Source organism: Algoriphagus sediminis (assembly GCF_030403435.1).
Lineage (GTDB): Bacteria > Bacteroidota > Bacteroidia > Cytophagales > Cyclobacteriaceae > Algoriphagus > Algoriphagus sediminis.
Map to the genome: position 1 here is coordinate 325556 of NZ_JAUEPH010000003.1, position 20941 is coordinate 346496.

Here is a 20941-nt window from a genome sequence, read left to right on the forward strand (position 1 = left end):
AACACAATAGTTGAATTTATGCTACGTCAGAGCTGGTTACTTCTTTTAATTTTTCTATTTCCATTCCTAAGCCTTTCTCAGGAAAGAAAGGTCGTTTTTATCATTTTAGATGGAATTCCTGCACCAGAACTGGAAAGGATTAATACACCCAATTTAGATGAAATATCAAAAGTTGGAGGCTATGCAAGGGCATTTACCGGAGGAGAAAAAGGAGGGGAATCAGAAACGCCCACTATCTCAGCTGTAGGGTATAATTCATTGCTTACTGGTACTTGGGCCAATAAACATAATGTCTGGGGCAATGCTATCGAATCACCCAACTATGGTTATTGGTCTGTTTTTCGCCTGATGCGGGAAGCAAGACCGGCGTCCAAACTGGCCATTTTTTCAACTTGGGAAGACAATAGAACCAAGTTGCTTGGTGAGAGAAAGGCGGAGACCGGGTATTTAAAGCTGGATATTGTATTTGATGGGTTTGAAAAAGATACGGCTCGTTTTCCCCATGATACGGAAAAAACTTACCTCCGTGATATTGATAATTTGGTGTCTTTTGAAGCTGCTCATTCGCTCAAAACCCAAGCTCCTGACCTCTCTTGGATCTATTTGGAGTTCACGGATGCGGTAGGACATCGCTATGGGAAAAGCGGCGAACTTACTTCAGCCATAGAATTGGCAGATATGCAGGTAGGAAGAATTTGGGAGGCTGTTCGGTTTCGAGAAGAAAATTATGGAGAGGAATGGTTGATTTGGATCACTACCGATCATGGTCGAAAGGCTCCCGAGTTCAAGGATCATGGTGGTCAAAGTGATTCCGAAAGGGAGATTTGGATGATCAGCAATGCTAAAAACCTGAACGAGCGATTTTTTTCAGGGAAGGCTTCCATGGTTGATATCTTGCCTACAATTATTGAGTTTTTGGAAATTCCTGTCCCGGATGAACAGCAGGAAAATTGGGATGGAGCTAGCCTGATATTGAAAAAATAAAGCTCTGGCCTAATGACCAGAGCTTTTTTGATTAATTATCTATCATTCCTTTTCGGTTAGGAGATCGCGGCACTGGCCAGTATGCCGGCTGTCCGCTTCTTTGATTGATTGGAACTCTTCGTTTTCTGGAAACCAATTCTGGTTCCTCACAAGCCATATAAACCAGGATTGCAGTCATAATCGCATTATTTTTCACTTCCTCAAACACGATTTTATCATAGGTGTCCAGATTCGTATGCCAGGTGTAATTAAAATAGGACCAGCTAAGCGAACTGAGTGAGAAAGCCGGAACACCCGCAGCCACGAAAGAGGCATAATCAGAACCGCCTCCTCCTGGATTTCCAGGGAAATTAGTTTCTATGTCTTGAGTAATAGGTCTAGGCACTTCCGCCAGCCATCTGCCCAAGTATTCATAACTGTCCACAAAGCCTTGTCCAGAAAGTCTGGCAATTCTTCCGGTTCCATTATCCTGATTAAATAGTACCTGAATTTTATCAAGGGTTTCCGGATGATCTTCTACAAAAGCTCTTGATCCGTTTAAGCCTTGTTCTTCAGAACCCCAAAGACCTACTAGTATTGTTCGTTTTGGGTTAGGATAAACCTTCTTCAGAATTCGCATCACTTCCATCATGGTGATGACTCCTGTACCATTATCCGTGGCACCAGTTGCTCCGTCCCATGAGTCGAAGTGAGCGGATAGCATGACATACTCTTCGGGCTTTTCTGTTCCTCTTATTTCACCAAAGGTATTGAAGGTAGGTTGTACGCCCGTTTCTCTTGATTGTGCATTCAAGTGTATTTTGGGCTTCTTTCCGCTTTCTGCTAGCCTGAATAAAAGACCATAATCTTCAAGTGATAGGTCTATGGTAGGGACTTTCTTCGTGTATGCCGAGAATATTTTATTAGCTCCGAAACCTCTGGACCAATAAGAAGTGATCACTCCTAGGGCACCAGCTTCTTCTAAAACAACAGGAAGTTCTCTTCGACCATGACCTGTTTGACTCATGCGCAGTTCCCATTCAGCCTGTACTTCACCTCTTTCTTCTTTCATCTGGGAAAAAGATTCCTCTGTGGACCACTCTTCCCAGTTGTAGTCAGGACGGCCCGTGACTTGTGGAGTAGAAATCATCACATATTTTCCTTCTACGTTGGGTAACCAATCTTCAAATGACTGTCCTTCTTCTAGCTGCGGAATGACAATTACCTCACCCGTTGCACCACCTTCAGGACTTGGAGGACTCCATGCGAGTTGCGTTCCTGCGAGAGATCTCACCCAGGGTTCAACCATATCGATATGGGTAATCCCACGTTCCCAGCCACGCCATTCTCCCCATTGCTCGTTTTTCCCTTCTATCCCCCATTCTTCAAATTGTGCCACTGCCCAATCGTGTGCCTTTTGCATCTGTGGAGATCCGACTAATCGTGGACCGATCCCATCTAATAATTCATGGCCAAGATATCTCAGCTGAGAGTTTTCTTCGGCCTCTTTAATGATGCTTTCGATGACTTCATCCTGTACTTCCTCCTGAGCTTTGGCCTGCAGGCCAAAGCAAAGAATCAAAGCCAGAGTAGAAATGTAGTATTTCTTCATATTATTCTGATTTATAATTGTTGGGGTATTGAATTCTGATCTTTTAGAATTGGGGAAAATAGGTAAGATGCTAGGAGTGATTTAATTGTCAGAGAGGATTGATTTTATAAAGGTAATCTCATCTTCTGAGAAAGGTGTACCATCCGATCTTAAAATATCATGATGCCAAACTTCCGGCTCTGCATTGAATTCCCTTCTCCAGGACTCCCAAGGGTAAATTGTATTGGTTTTTCCTGAAACGAAGCCCCAATTGATGGCAGCAATTTTATTATCCTTAAAAATGGGAAGAATGGCCTCAAAAGTGTTTCCACCCCCGCGAGCTAAATATTCGGTGCATAGCAAAGGGCGACCATATTTTTCCAGCTCGGCGATTTTTTCTTTTACAGCTGCAGGATCACCATCGTAGGCGTGAAAAGAAATGACATCTGAGTTTTCCACCATAAACCGGTCCAATGGAGGAAGGCTATCAGGATTTCCCCAGTTACTGATATCACCTCTCCACAGCCCCGTGGTAATGGGCTGGTCTGGATTTATCTCTCTGGACCATCGAACCACCTTTTTCAGTAAGGCAAGGGAGAAAATATGTTTGTTTTCTACTTCAATCTCTTTTCGCCCCATTTGGCTGGAGACATTATCTGGTTCATTGTAAATATCCCATACCAAAACGCGATCGTCTTTACCAAAGTGGTTCATTACTCCCTTGATGTAGTTTTCAAGTTCATCATGCCTTGTGGAGTCTCCCAAAATCTCAGCGCCTGGTGCCTGAACCCAACCAGAATTATGAAGATGGGGCACCGGGTCGGGTTGGGGTCCTAATTTTGGGTATGGATGCCAGACATCATCTAAAAGTACCAGCATAGTTTTGATTCCATAAGAATCAGCGATTCTGAGATATTCGTCCACCCGCTTTAAGAAACCCGCTGAATCCTGATCCCACAGTAAATTGTGCAGATAAATTCTATGCAGATTCATACCCAATTCGGCAGACCAGCGAAGCTCTCGATCGATGGTTTCCGGATCGAAGGTTTCTTCCTGCCAAAACTCTAATTGATTTATGGAAGTACTTGGATTAAAGTTAGTACCCACCAACCAGGGTTGCTGATCGTACCATTCCCAGGCCTTTTCTTTGGACCATTGCTCGGCGGTGTCCTCCTCTTCCTCTTTGGCACATGAGAAAATGGTAAGAAGTAGAAATAGTAGAAGGTAGTTTTTCAAAGCTTAGGAAATAAAAAGGCTTATGATGTAAATAATACATATGGCTGATACCCCCATGACCAAGGTTCCTAGACTATGTGATTGGTTCCCCTGCTTCACGGTCATTCCAGAAAGTTGAGTTACTACCCAGAAACCACTATCATTGGCATGAGATATTGCCATAGCTCCTGCTCCTACAGATAAAGCGGTCAGCACTTTCATACTTTCGGAGTCCAGGCCTAATGGTCCCAATAAAGGAGCTATGATGGATGCAGTGGTGATCATAGCAACGGTGGTGGAGCCCTGAGCAGTTTTTAAGGCAAAAGCAATCAAGAATGGTAGAAAAATCCCCCAGTTGGCATCTTGCATTCCCTCGCTCACAAGTGTTCCAATTCCTGAATTTTGAAGCATTTTACCGAATACAGCACCCGCTCCAGTGATGAAGATTACCGGTGCGGCAATGAGCAATGCTTCTCCAATCCAGCCCGATGCCGAAAGCATTTTTTTGTCCAATTTTTTCGGAAGGGTAAAAGACAAAACAGCACCTATAAGCAAAGCGATCACAGGGCTTCCTATAAATTTAATGACTGTCACGTGAGTTCCTTCTCCAAAGGGCTGGGTAGGATAAGTGGCAATAGAAGCCAGAATAATTAAGACCAAAGGAATCACAATCGGTATGAAGGACTTCAAGGTGGAAGGGAAAGCAGAACGATTTAAATTGCTCTCATTTTCGCTCATTTTTGGCTTCAAAGGAATTTTGGACACCACCTTGTTCACAAAGATGTAAGCCGGAATCAAGGTTAAAAGGGAGATAATCACTCCAAAAAAGATCATTTGCCCAAGGTCAGCACCAATGATTCCCGCGGTGGCAATGGGACCCGGGGTCGGAGGAACCAAAGAGTGGCTACACATGGCTCCGAGTGAGAGAGCGATCATCGTACCTGCGTAGGATCGATTACTCTTGCTGGAAAGCGACTTTGCGATAGGGTTCATCATGATGATGGTAGAATCCCCAAAAACTGGGATGGAAAGCACATAACCACCGAACATCATGGTGAGGTTAACAGATTTCTTTCCTAGCCAACTCAGTATTTTCTCGGCAATGACTATTGCCCCGCCAGTCTTTTCAAGGAAGGTTCCTAAGATTACCCCAAAAAGAATAAGTAAGCCAACAGATCCAAGAACACCGCCAAATCCTTCAGAGATGGATTGAAGGATTAAGTCTGGGCTCATCCCTGATAAAAGTCCGTAGATCAGGGCACCGCCAATAAGTGCTAAGAAGGGGTGAATATCATACTTGACTATGGCCAATAAGAGAATGGCTAATACAAGTAAGATCAAGAAAATGGTGTACATGCTGAGTTAGATAGATTGCAATCCTAAAAATTACCTAAAAATTGGAGAATAGAAAGGATAATATGATGAGTAGTCTCTTTTAGGTTCTTCCTTGCTTCGGGTTGCATTTAGGATCTAATTCAAATCTCCCAAGCTTTAATCCCTGATTTTAATTGCAACATTCCCACTCTTCCTTCCAGTTTCCACATAGCGATGGGCCTCCACTATTTGGTCTAATGTGAAGGTCTTATCAATGTAGGCTTTAATTTTTCCTTCCTCAGCGAGCTTCTTTATTTTAAGTAAGTGCTCACTTCTTTCTTTAGTCATCATATTTACAGAAACGAAGGAGCCGCCATTTTTTAGAACCTTTCGTCCTTGAGATTTGCTGCTTTTACCTACCGAATCAAATACCACATCAAAGGATTTTCCTGATCTGGTAAAATCCTCTTTTTTGTAGTCGATCACATGGTATGCTCCGAGTTCCTTGACCATTTCTATTTTCTCAGTGCTACAAACCGCCGTCACTTCTAACCCCATATTTTTGGCCAGCTGTATCGCAAAACTTCCCACACTTCCGGATGCCCCATAGATTAGAATTTTCTGAGTACTTTGAGCTTTTGCTTTTTCAAGCAAAAACATGGCAGTCATACAACCAACCGGTAGTGTAGCCGATTTTTCATGAGAAACACCTTTAGGCTTATGCTCAATCACCCCATGTTTCCATGTTTCCGGAACACAGATATATTCAGCATATGAGCCGTTAGGCAAAAGAGTGGCTGTTCCAAAAACTTCTTGGCCAACTTCAAATTTTGTGATAGAACTTCCAACCTCTTCCACCACTCCTGAAAACTCATGGCCAAGAACCTTCTTTTTGGGAGTAAAAAGCCCAAAAATAATCCGTGCAGGCAGCCAAAAGAGAGGGGGGAAGTCAGACTTCCTAAGTCGAACATCTCCTGAAGTCACAGAGGTAGCAAAAATCTTAACTAAAATCTCGTTTTCCTTAGGCTTCGGTTTGGGCACTTCCTTGATTTCGATTTCTTCAGGGGGACCATAGTGTTGGTAGACGGCTGCTTTCATGATTAGGATTGAAAAGTTTCGCTGAGCTCAAAAGTTAGGAGTTGAAATACGAGTGTTTGCCCTGCTTCAGAAATGAAACACCCGTTATGCTACAATATATCGATATTAGTGGAGCTTACCTTACACGACATAGCCCTCATTATCCCCAGAATGAATACTCTTTTCTTCTGAAATAGGACTTTAGCGGGAGGATGGAGGCTCTATTGATTAAACGGAAAAAATCAAACGGAAGGCTTTTATTCGGCCGAGATAGGAGTAGCATAATGACTTGAAACTAATTGCCATCCATTTTCTCGTTCCACCCAGACATCCAAAAAATTGAGATGTACCGCGCTTGTTTTACCTGACTTGATTATTGTAAAGTCTCCTTCACCGTGCACAACTGCAGATGTACCAAAAACGCGAACCATTGTATTTTTAAGGTCAATTTCCTCGAAAGTGCACTCTTTGGATTCCATCTGAGCAATCATCTGATTTTTGGTTATGGCATTATCTTTTTCTTTGAAAATGAGGCCACGTTCATCAAAAATTCTTGAAAACACATTAACATCGGTGTATTGCCAAGAGGCAAACTTCTTCTTGGAAAGATTTAAAATATCTTCTTCAGTCATTACAGGGGGGTGATTAATTCGGGTATCTAAAGCAAATCTCAGACCGAAAAATCACGTAAAAAAAAAAGGGCTTTTAGCCCCTTTCTAGTTTTATTTAGCCCTATCAATTTAGCTCCGTAGTCACAGCTGGAGCAGTTTTGGTCCAGGGACTTATATCCAATTTCCTTGGTGTAGGGAGTAGCTCGTCAAGCGAGTTACCGTCATAAAGTCGACCATTTTTCACCACGTGGGTAATTGTATTGGTATTTCTGATATTCTCCAAGGGGTTACTATCCATGATCACAAGGTCTGCTAATTTTCCAGCTTCAATACTTCCCAGTTCTTTATCCAAACCAAGAGCCTCTGCCCCTAGAATAGTAGCTGTTTTAAGCGCATTCATAGGACTCATTCCTCCACTGGCTACTGCCCAAAGCTCCCAGTGATAACCTAGTCCCTGCAGCTGTCCATGGGAACCAACACCAGCAAGACCTCCAGCTTCAACCATATCATTAATTCCCTGAGCATGAAGAGAGTAAACATGATCCTCTGGCGAGAACCAACCACCAAGGCCTCCCGCTCTTCTTCTTGCCTTCGAGTTCAATTCGTTATATGGAGTGAACCTGGCTAGCTTTTCATCACCCAAAGGACTTTCCATGGTGTAAAAATAGTTTTCTGCCCATGGGCCTCCATAGGCCACCAAAAGGGTTGGTGTCACAGCCATCTTACTATCAGCAATCACTTTCACCACGTCATTGTAAAGTGGATGGATTGGGATGGCATGTTCATGACCTGGATATCCATCGATTAGTTGTGTGATATTTAACTTATAATCCAAGCCTCCTTCGGTGGTGGGCATAAGCTCTTGTTCTTTTGCTGCCATAATTATCCACTGCCTATGTTGTCGGTTACCGACCAGGTACATTTTGATGTACTGAGTATTATAGTATTTACTGTATTGCTTCAGAATATTTTTAGTTTGATCAAGCGATTTAAGGTTATACATCCAAAAACCAACTCCAGGGCCTGTCGAATAAACTCTTGGGCCAGGAATCATACCTGATTCAACCATATCCGCATAAGTGAGGACGTCTGTAGTTGCAGTTTGTGGATCTCGAGTTGTGGTAACACCATAGGCTAAATTAGCCGCATAAATCCAGACGGAGTTTTTATGAATACCCCATGTAGGCCACATATGGGCATGGGTGTCAATAAAGCCTGGTGTGATGGTTTTCCCTGAAACATCGACTATCTCTGCATCTCCTGCATCTAAAGATCCTGTTTCACCAACCGCTTTGATGCGATTATTTTCGATTAGGATATCTCCATTCTCAATGACTTGTTCGCCATTCATTGTGACGATTCTTGCGTTTTGAAGGAGGATTGATCCCTTTGGAGTATCCTTGGCATAGTAAACTTTTACCTGATTCTCTTCTGGAGAATATTTTTCACGTTCTTTTTGCTCGGCTTTATAAATGCTGTCGGCTTTAGCTTTTTCCTTGTCCTCTTTGAAAAGGTCTGCAATTCGCTTCTTTTCAGCTTTGGCTAAAGAATCCGCTAGTTTTACAGCCTCTTCTCCCTGAGCTTTAAGCGTGTTGACACTATCTGCATCTGCAAGCATTTTTGCCTTTTTTGCTGCCTTCACCGAATCATCAAGAGTTTCGGCTCTGGTCAAGTCATAAACCCAATGACCATTTCCCAGAGACCAATGAATTTTCTCTCCATTTGCCTCCCATGCAGGCCATTCTCCACCAATTTCTGTAAGCTGTCGAGAAGGGAAGGAACTTGAAGAAGGGTCTCCAACATTGATGTTTGCAGGTTTACCCGCTTTAGGAATGGTTACCACATAGACATTGTTATTTACTTGGGCAAGAGCTTTATCCCCTTTGGGAGCCATGAAAATGGTGCTTGCGCTGGAAGCTTGAGGCTGAGGCTCTCTTGAGCTCGCTCCTTCAGGTAGCATGCAGTAATTTACAGCATCAGCCTTGGAGCGGGGGAGGCCCATGACATATTCTACGGTTCCTTCTTCGGTGGTGATGCTGTGTCCATGATCTTCATGTCCATCTGCAACAGTGCCAAAGGTGGTTATTCCAGAAATCTTAGCATATACTTTTTCATCTGTTCCATCCCATTTCACGGAAAGTAGCTGCCCGCCTCCTTTATTCAAGAAGACTCTGCTGGTGTCCATGGTGAAGTGAACATTACCATAATTCCCTGCTTCCATAATATGACGAGCAACTCCTCCATTTTCCGGAATCCACATTAATTCTGCTTCGGAACCTGAAAATCCCGGACCTTCAGCATTTTTTAAAACTCTTCTTGGACCTTTGAAAAAAGCAATTCTATCATCATGACTCCAGGCAGGTTGGAGGTAAACTCCAGGAGAATCACTCAGCTTGGTTGTAGTTCCTGCGAGGTTTGTTTTGAACAGGGCGCCTCCTTCTTTTTCATCCCAAGTCACAAAGGCCAATTGAGTTCCTTCAGGGTTCCATGCTGGCATTGCCTCTGTGAAATCATTGGAAGTAATTCTTTTCGGGGTGCCATTGGGATAATCCATGACATATAGCCTGTTCAGTGCGGTGAATGCTAACTTGCTACCATCAGGGGATGGAACAGCATCCCGAATCTGAGTAACCAGAGCATGTGTGGTATCTTTCACCTCATAATTGAAATATAGCCTTGGACCCATGGCCATTTCCACATCCACTTCAAAAGGTATTTCTGAAGCTTCACCTGAATCAATGTCGATTTTCCAGATTTTCCCTCCGTATGAAGTGATGAAATTTTTGCTGTCTGGGGTGAAGGCACTTGCAGGTAGGACACCTTGAGGAGCGATGGACTCTTGGTCATCTCTCTGGACTGGATAGGCAAGCCACTTTTCATCACCGGTTTCCAGCTCTCTCACTACTAGGCCCGTTTTATTTTTCCATCGAGATCCATACACCATCCATTTACCATCAGAACTTAGCGTAGGGGTGAAGGCAGAACCATATCGAGTGGAGATGCTAGTTACATTTCCTTTGTCAAAATCATATGTGCCAAGCTGATACTGAGGAAGTAGGGCATTATAATTCCAAGACCCATTCCTGTGAGAGAAATATACTTTTCCGCCATCAGGGCTTACCACTGGATCAATGGTCTTAAAAGAAGAGGAACCGGTCACTAGCTGAATGCCTCCACCTCCATCTTTATGGTACATCCAAAGTTTAGGGATTCTACGACCTTTACTCACTACGATATATTCACCGTCTGGAGTCCAAGCAGCCCCAGGTACATCCCCCTTTTTATCTTTGGTGATTTGAACGGTATCTTTTTTGACCATGTCTATATACCATAGATTATCGCTTCCAGCCCTATCCGAAGTAAAGAGTATTTTTTCTCCATCCGGCGAAAATCTTGGGTGTGTTTCATAAGCCATACCTCTAGTGATGGCCTTAGCTTTTCCTCCAGATATTGGAATGGTATAAATATCACCAAGAAGGTCGAAGGCAATGGTCTGCCCATCGGGACTAACATCAATACTCATCCAGGTACCTTCATCAGTGGTGAACTTCATCTCCCGTTCAGGTTTCAATGGGAGATCTTTAAATTTTGGGTAATCCAAAGAATCCTTTTCTGTACTGTCGGATGAAACAAACACAGGAAAAGACGGAACATCGGCCCACAGATTCGTAGAGCCAAAAATCCCAGCCATAAGCATGGGAATTAGAAACTTTTTCATGTTGGGTTGAAATTAGGGGGGTGTATTATTTAAGAAATCACCTCATAAACGGTGACTGGTTTAGCTTTATTCTTCAGTGAAAAAACTCCTATTTTTTCAAATTTGAAGGCGTCTGAGATCTCTTCCTGATATTTTTCCAGAATTAGAATTTGGCCAGGGTTGGCCTTGGATTGCAGTCTCGCAGCTACATTCACGGTATCCCCAATGACTGTATAATCCAGTCGTTTAAGTGAAATGGAGCCAATATTTCCAGAAACCATCTCACCATAATTTATCCCGACAGAAACTTTTGGGCGAAAGCCCGATTCTTCAAACTCAGGCATTTCATTCATTTTGTCTCGTATGGAAATAGAAGTTTCCACTGCTCTTTGCCTGGCATTTTCTCCTTGAAAAACGGCCATTACAGCATCCCCAATAAATTTATCAATACTCCCTTCTCTAGCGATGATCTCTTTCACCATCAGGTCAAAGTAATTATTCAAAAGGCCAACTACGGTATTTGGAGATTCATTTTCTGAAATCGCGGTGAAGCCACAGAGATCGATAAAGGCTACTGCAGCTTCTATATTCTCATTCTTCATGATCTCGTTTTCCATGGACTGACCACTCATGAAGTTTAGAACGTTCTCGTCGACATACATTTTAAGAATGTCATTTTCTTTGAGAGCTTTCAGGTTGGATTTGATCTGGGTGACATACTGAATGGTCTTGTCTATGGTGATTTCCAAATCCTGAAAATCCACAGGTTTTGTGATGAAATCGAAAGCACCAAGATTCATGGCAACACGGATATTTTCCATGTCCCCATAGGCTGAGATGATCACGGTTTTCAGCAGGGAATACTTTTCTTTCACCCGTGATAGGAGGGTAAGCCCATCCATTTCAGGCATATTTATATCACTCAGAATCATATCCACATCGGGATTCTCTTCGAGAATTTCAAGAGCTATTCGTCCATTCAAAGCGAACAGAAACTCAAATTCTTCTGAGCGAATTTTCTTTCGAAACTTCTGCTTGATCAGGACTTCTAAATCAGGCTCATCGTCTACTACCAGTATTTTTACCGCGTTGGACATAATTTAATTTATGAGATTGCTGATCTCCTTTCTTAAGGAATCAAAATCTATAGGTTTAGTGAAAAATTCTTTGGCACCGGATTTTTTGGCCTTATCGTAATTCTCGCTATCTCCATAAGCAGAGATCATACTTACCTGGATATTTGGAAAGTCTTTTTTTACTATTTCCAGCAATTCAAGTCCGGTCATTCCCGGCATATTGATATCGGAAAACATATACATCACTTCTGGTGGATCGTCGTTTGCTAAGATTTCCAGAGCTTCCGACCCTGAAAAAGCAAAGACCATATCTATGGCTCCGCTTCGGATTTCCCTTCTAAACTTTTGTCGAAAAAGTAACTCGACATCTTTTTCATCATCTACGATTAAAATTTTCATAACTAGTTAGGTAAAATAATAATAAATTCTGTGTATTCACCGCTTTTGCTTTCTACTTCAAGCCTTCCGTTATGACCTTTGGTGATAATGTCATAACTCATTGAAAGGCCAAGTCCCGTTCCTGCCCCTGTGGGTTTGGTCGTAAAGAATGGCTGAAATATCTTAGATCTGATTTCCTCTGGTATGCCAGTCCCGTTATCCCGAACTCGGATTTCTACACCTTCTGGTATTTTTCTGGTTGAGACGGTTACTTTTGGAACCACTCCTCCTTGATCTTTTTGGTTCTTTTTTTTCTCTGTAGCGGCATAGAAGCCATTGTTGATCAGATTCAATAAAACTCGTCCTATGTCTTGTGGGACAATTTCTATCTTAGGTAGATTTTCATCTAGATTTAACTCAAATTCTGCAGTAAAGGACTTATCCTTTGCTCTGAGACCATGATAGCTTAGACGAAGATATTCATCAGCCAGAAGGTTGATATCAGTTAGTTCCTTTTCATTCGAGCTATTTCGGGAATGCTGGAGCATTCCTTTCACAATAGAGTCTGCTCTTTTCCCGTGAAGATTTATTTTTGATAGGTTTTTCTCTATGTCGTCTAACAGTTCATTCACTAGTGTTTCATCAACTTTCTCTTTGCTTTTTTCTTCTCTAATTTCTTGAATCAGTTCATTACTCACCTCTGAGAAGTTATTCACAAAGTTCAGAGGGTTTTGAATTTCATGTGCTATTCCCGCGGTAAGTTCTCCAAGAGAAGCCATTTTTTCTGATTGAATAAGTTGTTCCTGGGTAGATTGCAGGTCTTCAATGGATTTTTTAAGCTGGGAAGTTCTGTGGTTTACTCGCTCTTCAAGTAATTTATTTTCCCGCTTCAGGTAAGATGATCGTACCTGCACAATGATGTAAATCAAAAGTCCAAGAAGGAAGGCATAAAGGAAAAATGCCCACCATGTTAGCCACCAAGGAGGAAGAATGGTAAATGAGAAAGTAGTAGGTTGGCTCCAAACCCCAGAGAAATCCTTGGTAATTACTTTAAAAGTATATTCTCCAGGCAGGAGGTTGAAATAAGTTTTTGACCTGGGACTCTTAGTCACTTCGGACCATTCGCTGTCGGTGCCTTCTAAGACGTATCTGAACTCTATTTCATCCCTACTTTTGATTGTGGAGTTGGAATAAATGAAGGTGAGAGAATTCTGATGATGTGGGAGTGTCAAACCAATAGGTAATTTGCTCTTATTAGAGAGACTATCCCAAGTGATTTTGTTTTCAACGAGATAATTGAGTCCCATTTCATTTTCCAGAAGACTGTCCTTTGCAGCTTCATAATTTTCCTTTTCGAAAAATTTTGGCCGCTGATCCATGATCTGAATCGCATCTAGTAAAGGAGGTAGAACTGATTTACCTTTGGTTATTGGATCCTGTAGATTGACGCTAAGTGCAGGGGATGCAGCCCACCACACTTTCCCAGTGGATGTGGCCACTGCAGTGGATTGATTGTAATCAGAAAAAGGATAGCCCTCAGCCCTTGCATAATTTGAAAATCTCCATGAAGAGTCCGAACTGCCTGTTTCTGGTTTGTCTATGACGACGATGCCGTTTTCTGTTCCGAGTTGAATCCTTCCTTGAGATATTATCATATCGTAAAGCGCCTCTGGGTAGAGACCATGCGCTCGATTTACATGAGTAATGGTGGTTCTGTCTTTATTCAGGATTGAGATTCCTTTAGATCCACCAATAATCATTTCATCTTCAGGGGAAATAAGGAGAGCGGATTGATCCACTGTGAGAAGACCTTCAGTTACCCCAATATACTTTACCGTTTCGTTCTCAGGATCGATAATATTGATCCCAGAATTACTCACTAACCATACCTGTCCTAGCGAATCTTCTAGAATACCCCAAACAGTATCTCCAGCTATACCCGAGGAAGAATCTAATTTTTTCATGCTTCCTTTTTCCCTATCAAAAACCAGTAGTCCGGCACTGCTGGCAATCCAAATAGTACTATCCGGTCTTTGTATTGCCCGCCAATTGAATAGAGCCGTTTCTGAGTTCGCTCCATATGATGTGATGGTTCGCTCTCCCAGATTAATGATGGCAAATCCTCCCACAGAGCCCAAAAACACCTCATTATCAGTGAGCTTCGAGAATCCCCGGTGATCATTGGACCCTATAGACGCTGGGATTTCGAGATACTTCAGCTCCTTTGATTTGGGATCATAAATATTTAGACCTCCATAGGTTGCTAGCCAAACACGAGATTCCTCATCTTCCATTATTCCCCAAGTGTCATTACTCACGAGTCCATCATCGGTAGAAAAATGCCGGGAGTCGGTGCCATGAGGATCATAGATTAAAAGTCCATTCGGCAAGGTTCCAGCCCAATATATCCCCTCTAAGTCGAAAATGGATACAGAAGGGGGACCCTGACCCAAAACCCATATGTTTAGGCCCGTTTCAATTCTTTTGAGTGTGGACTTGTTAGGGTAGTAAATGGTAAAATAGCCATTGGATCCAATCCAAACATTTTCTTCATCATCTAATTTGATATCCATTGGTGCTCCTTCAAATCCTTGGTCTTGAGCAATGCGTGACACGGTTTCATTTTCAAGAGAAACAATGGAAAGGCCCGGAGAAAATGAATTCAATAGTACATCACCTTCTGATGTTTCGATAAAATCAAATATGTTAAAACTCTGCACCAGTGGATCGGATTTTAAAAGCTTGATAGAGGTTTTTTCGGGGTTAACGATACCTATGCCATTACTCAAGCCAATCCAAAGGTTGTCTTTAGAATCTTCAAAAACCCCCATGGAACGTAGGACATTATACTCAGATGGGATGTTCCAAGTTGAAAGAGTTTTAGCCTCAAAGTCAATAAATTTAACTCCCGGGGTGGTCATCCCTCCCCAGAAATTTCCGTCCCGGTCAATATAACTCCTTGAAAAACCGTAGGGAAGATCAATAGTTTCCACAATTTCAGTGTCTGGATCAAGAATCAAAAGGCCTTTATAAAAGGTCGAAATCAATATTCTCCCGTCTGGAAAAAGATCCAAATCTGATATGGTATTTAATGTACCGGAAAAATCGCTTGTGATAATATCATAAAGATGAAATTCACTTCCTGTAAATTTTATTAAACCTTGATCTGTACCGATCCAGTGAATCCCGTTATTGTCTATTATTTGACCATTAATTGAAGAGCCAGGTAGCCCTTGACCAGAGTTGAGGCTCAAGATACCTGCATTAATATTTTCCGCTTTTAGGGGGATTCCTGTAGCACTGATAATTGGCTCTGGGAGTAAAGCGAAAGTGGTTTTTAAGGTGTCTGTCTCAACCTCAAGTGAAAAAGGGATCTCTTCCAACTCGTCCCAATTAAAGTTTGTTACTTCTAAAGGGGCCTTGAGGGGTTCTTCTTCCTGTAGGTCAAAAGGGGTGGAGGGCAAGCGATCCAGGTCATACCGCATGGTTCTGCCCTTAGGAACGCTGTCCTGAGGAACCACCTTCCACGTAAAGGGTTTTCCTTCAGGCATCTCAAAAGCAACTGGTTTTGGGATCTCAAACCCAGATGGATTTTCTGGATAGGGGACCTCAGTCCTTTGCTGGCAAGAGAAAGCCAGAGCAAGAATTAGGATCAATCCGACCCTTGAAAAACCAGGGCTTTTAATTTTCTTCATTCAGCGTAATGGTAAATGTGGTTCCCTTTCCCTCATTGGACTTAACTTTTAGTGTACCCCCGTGGCCTTTGGTGATGATATCATAACTCATACTTAAGCCTAGACCAGTACCTGATCCTGTAGGTTTGGTTGTGAAGAATGGTTGGAATATTTTGTTGACAATGTCCTTTGGAATTCCATCTCCATTATCATTCACGCTTATTTCTATGCCACCTGATCTCTTTTTTGTCGAAACTGTGACTAGAGGTTTATAATTACTAGAATCCTCCTTTTTGCTTTTCTCGTTTACAGCATAGAAAGCATTATTGATCAGATTCAGAAAAACTCTACCAATGTCCTGAGGCACTACTTTCATTTCAGGCAAACCCTCTTCCAGGTTCAGCTCGAATTCGGCATTGAAGGATTTATCCTTGGCTCTCAGACCGTGATAACTTAGACGGAGATATTCATCTGCTAGAAGGTTGATATCAGTTAACTCTTTTTCATCCCCGCTGTTGCGGCTGTGCTGTAGCATACCTTTCACGATAGAATCTGCCCGCTTGCCATGGGTTTGAATTTTGGATAGGTTTTGTGCTAAATCCGTGAATATCTCCTTGATCAATTCTGGATCTTGATCATCTTTTGATTTGGCAAATTCTTCTTGGATTTCTGCAATGAGCTCATTGCTCACTTCTGAAAAATTATTTACAAAATTCAGTGGATTTTGAATTTCATGAGCAATCCCTGCGGTGAGTTCACCGAGCGAAGCCATTTTCTCCGAATGCACTAATTGGTCCTGAGTTGCTTTTAATTCTTCCAAAGCTTTCTGTAGCTCTTCTTTTTGCTTGACCAGAGCCTTGGTCCGGTCAGAGACCTCCATCTCCAAAGAGGCTCTGATCTCCTGAGTGATTTGATATTCTTTTTCTTTCTCCTCAGCTATTTTTCGCTCTTGCTCCAAAGCTTTTCTTTGCCTTCGGCCAAAAAGCCAAAGCCCGATTCCCCATATCAGAGAAAAAATTAAAATAGCCGCAATCACGTCTTCCCATGCTGTGGCAAAGCTGGGGAAGAAGCTTTCTACGATACCGACGAGGAAGGATAAAATAAGGGTCGGTGTCCAGCAAACGATAAAGTACTTTTTATGCCTGAATTGATCCACCATGTATATGGTGTAGGCGACAATTGCATAGACGGCCATTATTCCCAAGTCCCATAATAAGGTGATCCCTAACTTTGCCTCTGACATTACTCCCAGGAAGATGATCAATGCCATCCCATAGTTGAATCGGGTTCTCCAAAATTGACTTTCAGGACTTTTATCTAAATCCCTTCTGAGAAAGATGATAATAAAGAGAATTATAAAGGCGTCTAATCCCATACCGCAGGCTTGGTTTATTAAGTTAAGGGTAAGATAATACTAAAAATGGTTCCTGTCTCCCCCTCCTTCATCTCACTTATCGATTTGGCGCTCAGCTCTCCACCATGGGACTTAATGATATCATAGCTAAGTGATAGCCCGAGACCAGTACCTTTTCCAGTGGGTTTTGTCGTAAAAAATGGCTGGAATACTTTTTCCTTAATATCATCCGGAATCCCAGCACCATTATCAATTATCTGGATTTCTATACTCTTTTTATGCTTTTTGGTTTTTACTGTAACCAATGGCTTAAAATCTGGATCTTTGAGATTCTTATCATGCTCATTTGCGTAGTAAAAGGCATTGTTTGTAATATTCAGAAGGACCTTTCCTATGTCCTGTGGAATCACTACCACCTTGGGAAGTTTGGGATCCAGTTCTAATTTGTATTCAGTACGGAAGTCCTGGTCTTTAGACCTGATGGCATGATAGCTCAAACGCAAAAACTCATCCGCTAAAGCATTGATATCGGTTTCTTCTTTGTTTCCTGCACCCGTTCGGCTATGCTGGAGCATAGCTTTCACAATGGAATCTGCTCGTCTACCATGAGAACTTATCCGCTCAAGGTTATCCTTGATATCCCTGGCAATAGCAAAAACCTCCTCCGTGTCTTCTTTCTTTAGCTCTGCTTCCATCTCCTCCATGAGCTCCTTGCTCACCTCGGAAAAGTTGTTCACAAAATTCAATGGATTCTGAATCTCATGAGCAATGCCCGCCGTGAGTTCACCAAGTGAAGCCATCTTTTCGGATTGAATAAGCTGAGATTGGGTAGCCTTAAGATTCTCATGGGAAGCTTCTAGCTCAGTGTAAGCTTTCTCGATTTGCTTAGCCTGCTCTAGTTCTCTTTCACGAGCTTTCTCCTGCTCCTTTTTTATTACCTGCCTCTTTTGATATTGACTGAAAGGATATAGTAGGGAGATCAAAAGGACTGCATAGATCAAATAGGCCCACCAGGTACGATACCATGGGGGAAGTACAATGAAAGAATATTGGGCAGGTTCAGACCATTCTCCCCCACCTCCTTCGGTGGGGCCGGTGTATCTTGCGATTACATTAAAAGTGTATTCGCCCTCCTGAATATTACCGAAACTAGCACTGGATTTTTTAACCACCGGACTCCAGCCCTGATCATACCCTTCCAGATAATACCTGTATTCGATCAAATCAGGTTTGGCCAACTCGTTTGTGATAAAGTTGATGTTTACTTGATTGTTTTTATAGGGAAGAGTCAGATTTTCCGGTAGGGCAAAGAAAGGAGTAATTCCATCAAATTGAATTTTATCAAACTGAGGCGACATTTCTTGCCTTTCCCTGGTGCTTAGGCTTCGCCCAAAAACTTCCATTTCCTCAGCGAGTTCGGAATTAGAAATCGCAGATCCAGCCATTTCTGATTTGGCTCTTAGTAGATTATTCCAGGAAATCTGAGTCTCGTTGATTTGAATTTCATTGATAGCTACAGATGGAACATTCGTATTCTTATTTAAAGCAGAATAGTTGAATCTGACTAGAGAGGTTTTATTGCTACCGGTACCAGCCCAAAGGTTTCCTTGTGAATCTAGAAACATTCCGTTTTGTCCATCTGTGAGGTCTCGAACAGGAAATCCGGTTTGGGCATGAAAAAATTCAATATTGCTGAGCGAATCCAGCTTCGCTCTTCCCGATTCCGGTGCATCGAATAAAGTAATTCCTAGATTGGTGCCTATTGCCATTTTTCCTTCGGGCAATTCGGATATTTGTAAAATCAGGTCATTGGGCAATCCATCTGAAACAGTAAAGTTTTCAAAAAGAGATTCTTTATACCCCTGGTTTATTATTTCCTCCAGCCTATCTAATTTTTCTTTAGGGACAAAGCTAAAACCATGTATGGTTCCTATCCAGAGATTGTCTTTGCTGTCTAGGGTTACTCTTTGCACACCATTATCTACGAGCCCCTGTTCGGTTGTGAAATTGATAAGATTTTCACCATCAAATCGACTCAGGCCTCCATCAATTGCCGCGATCCAAATATTACCCAAATGATCCTCTTCCAATCCAAGGATCGCATCACCGGCCAGTCCATTGGAGGAATTGATATTGGTAAAGGACTCTCCATCGAATTTGCTTACCCCGCCGCCGTCGGTCGCGAACCAGATGTTTCCGGATTGATCCTCCAGTATTCCATAAACATCATTTCCAGCAAGACCCTGTTTCATGGTGAAGTTTGAAAAGGTGGCTGATTCAGGCCCAACCACATTTCCATTGTACCTACTCGCACCTCCTCCTCCTGTTCCGAACCAAATGTTTCCACTGGAATCCTCGATTATGCTTAAAACAATATCATCAGCCAGCCCTTGGCTTTCTGAGTAATTTGTGAATTTGGTTCCGTCAAAGTGACTTACTCCTCCATAAACAGTCCCAAACCAGATATCATTGTTTTGGTCCTCTTCGATGCTCATAACAATTTCCTCAGCCAGGCCTTGCTCCGTGGAGAAATTCACGAATCCCTCGCCCTCATAGCGTGTGATTCCACCTCCTTCGGTTCCAAACCAGAGCTTCCCATTTGAGTCCTCTGCCAAGGAATTGAGATTATTCGTGGGTAACCCATGAGCTTCCCGATAGGTGATGAATTTGCCCTGATTAAATTTGCTTGCGCCTTCGTTGGTTACTAACCAGGTTTCTCCTTTGGAGGTAGTGATCACTTGCCTTACAATCAAACCAGCAAGTCCATCACTTTGGTCGTAATGTTTAAAGGCTTTTCCATCATAGGTAGTTACCCCTGCTCCGATTATTCCAATCCAGATCAGTCCATTGGGGTCCTGGTAAAGGCTTCGGATTCGGTTTCCGGGGAGACCATCACTTTCATTGAAAGTGGTAAAGGTATTACCATCCCATCTGGATAGTCCTCCTCCATTAGTTCCGATCCAAATAAAGCCATCCTCATCCTCAAGAAGTGAAATTACTCCATCATTTGGAAGCCCCTCTATCACTGTATAATTTGAAAATTTTTCCCCATCAAATTTAGCTACACCCCCATTTAGCGTTCCAGCCCAGATTGCTTCATCCTGATCAACAATCACCGTAAAAACCTGATTGTCCAAGAGACCTTCCTCCGTGGAATAAGAAGTAAATTCCTTTCCATCATATTTTGTGATTCCTCCATCTAATGCACCAATCCAAATGACCCCATTTGAATCCTCAACTATACTTCGAACTTGATTGCCTCCTAATCCTTCAGCGGTGGTATAGTTTGTAAAAGTTCTGCCGTCAAAGCGACTGACTCCTCCACCATTGGTTCCAAACCACATATGCCCTCTGGAGTCTAAAAAAGCACAATTCACAGCATCTAATCCTAAGCCATTGTCAGAGGTGTAGGAGGTAAATTGTGTGACTCCACCACTTCCAAGAAGATATGGGTTTCCTTCATCATCCAAAACTTCACGTCCCTCTCCATCGGTAAGGGTGGGTAATGGGTTAACGACAGGGACCTCAAATGGAATGACCTCCTCTGCTTCAGTTCCTCTGTTTTTTACGTAGAATCCTCCAGATTTTTGAGGTACTTTCACAATCTGTGGAGACGGCACATTCGTCAATCGGACCACTTCAAGTGGTTTTCCCTTTGAAGGGTCACTTAGGTTAATTACTTCTGGCTCCTGCCATACAGCTTTTTCCTTGGTTTGGCTTTGCTCTTCCGTAGAACAAGACCAGGAAAGAGCCAAAAGAATCAAAAATAAAAAATAAGAATGCTTTCTTAGCATTGAATCTCTCATTAGGTAATAATCCAGAAAACTTGACTTTTGGATTTTGATTGGTGATATAAAAACTGAATTATATCTTCAGAAAAACGATTTCTATCAAAATTTAGGGTTTTTTCTGATACTCTGATGGATTTAACCAAAGAAAGTACTTTCGATCAGTGACTTCACAATATTTACGCGCAACAATGTTGCAAAAA

Annotated in this window: 12 protein-coding genes; 1 reads left to right on the forward strand and 11 read right to left on the reverse strand. The window is 42.3% G+C overall.

What is annotated here, in order from left to right; translation table 11 throughout:
- The first annotated feature begins 18 nt into the window (after positions 1 to 18).
- Positions 19 to 984, forward strand: coding sequence for an alkaline phosphatase family protein (locus QVH07_RS07955; RefSeq protein ID WP_289999633.1), 966 nt, complete (start codon positions 19 to 21; stop codon positions 982 to 984).
- Between the two features lie 31 nt (positions 985 to 1015).
- Here QVH07_RS07955 and QVH07_RS07960 read toward each other — a convergent pair whose 3' ends face one another.
- From QVH07_RS07960 to QVH07_RS08010, 11 genes are all read right to left on the reverse strand, one after another.
- A complete protein-coding gene (locus tag QVH07_RS07960) occupies positions 1016 to 2575 on the reverse strand; it encodes a M20/M25/M40 family metallo-hydrolase (protein WP_289999634.1) in 1560 nt (519 codons plus the stop codon).
- 81 nt (positions 2576 to 2656) lie between these two features.
- Positions 2657 to 3790: a cellulase family glycosylhydrolase gene (locus QVH07_RS07965; RefSeq protein WP_289999635.1), complete on the reverse strand. Its 1134-nt coding sequence runs from the start codon at positions 3788 to 3790 to the stop codon at positions 2657 to 2659.
- 3 nt (positions 3791 to 3793) lie between these two features.
- Positions 3794 to 5125 carry a GntP family permease gene (locus tag QVH07_RS07970; protein ID WP_289999636.1) on the reverse strand — a complete coding sequence of 444 codons (1332 nt, stop codon included), beginning with the start codon at positions 5123 to 5125 and terminating at the stop codon, positions 3794 to 3796.
- Positions 5126 to 5260: 135 nt separating this feature from the next.
- A complete protein-coding gene (locus QVH07_RS07975) occupies positions 5261 to 6181 on the reverse strand; it encodes an NAD(P)-dependent alcohol dehydrogenase (RefSeq protein ID WP_289999637.1) in 921 nt (306 codons plus the stop codon).
- A 236-nt stretch (positions 6182 to 6417) separates the two neighbouring features.
- Positions 6418 to 6792: a nuclear transport factor 2 family protein gene (locus QVH07_RS07980; protein WP_289999638.1), complete on the reverse strand. Its 375-nt coding sequence runs from the start codon at positions 6790 to 6792 to the stop codon at positions 6418 to 6420.
- Positions 6793 to 6895: 103 nt separating this feature from the next.
- Complete coding sequence (locus QVH07_RS07985; RefSeq protein ID WP_289999639.1) at positions 6896 to 10489, reverse strand: amidohydrolase family protein; 3594 nt, start codon at positions 10487 to 10489, stop codon at positions 6896 to 6898.
- A 29-nt stretch (positions 10490 to 10518) separates the two neighbouring features.
- Positions 10519 to 11565 (reverse strand): adenylate/guanylate cyclase domain-containing protein, encoded by a 1047-nt coding sequence (locus QVH07_RS07990; RefSeq protein ID WP_289999640.1) that lies wholly within the window; start codon positions 11563 to 11565, stop codon positions 10519 to 10521.
- A 3-nt stretch (positions 11566 to 11568) separates the two neighbouring features.
- Positions 11569 to 11943: a response regulator gene (locus QVH07_RS07995; RefSeq protein ID WP_289999641.1), complete on the reverse strand. Its 375-nt coding sequence runs from the start codon at positions 11941 to 11943 to the stop codon at positions 11569 to 11571.
- Between the two features lie 2 nt (positions 11944 to 11945).
- Positions 11946 to 15617: an ATP-binding protein gene (locus QVH07_RS08000; protein WP_289999642.1), complete on the reverse strand. Its 3672-nt coding sequence runs from the start codon at positions 15615 to 15617 to the stop codon at positions 11946 to 11948.
- Complete coding sequence (locus QVH07_RS08005) at positions 15604 to 16971, reverse strand: sensor histidine kinase (RefSeq protein ID WP_289999643.1); 1368 nt, start codon at positions 16969 to 16971, stop codon at positions 15604 to 15606. Before QVH07_RS08005 ends, QVH07_RS08000 begins: the two co-directional genes overlap by 14 nt.
- 17 nt (positions 16972 to 16988) lie before the next feature.
- Positions 16989 to 20744 carry a sensor histidine kinase gene (locus tag QVH07_RS08010; RefSeq protein ID WP_289999644.1) on the reverse strand — a complete coding sequence of 1252 codons (3756 nt, stop codon included), beginning with the start codon at positions 20742 to 20744 and terminating at the stop codon, positions 16989 to 16991.
- Positions 20745 to 20941: the final 197 nt, after the last annotated feature.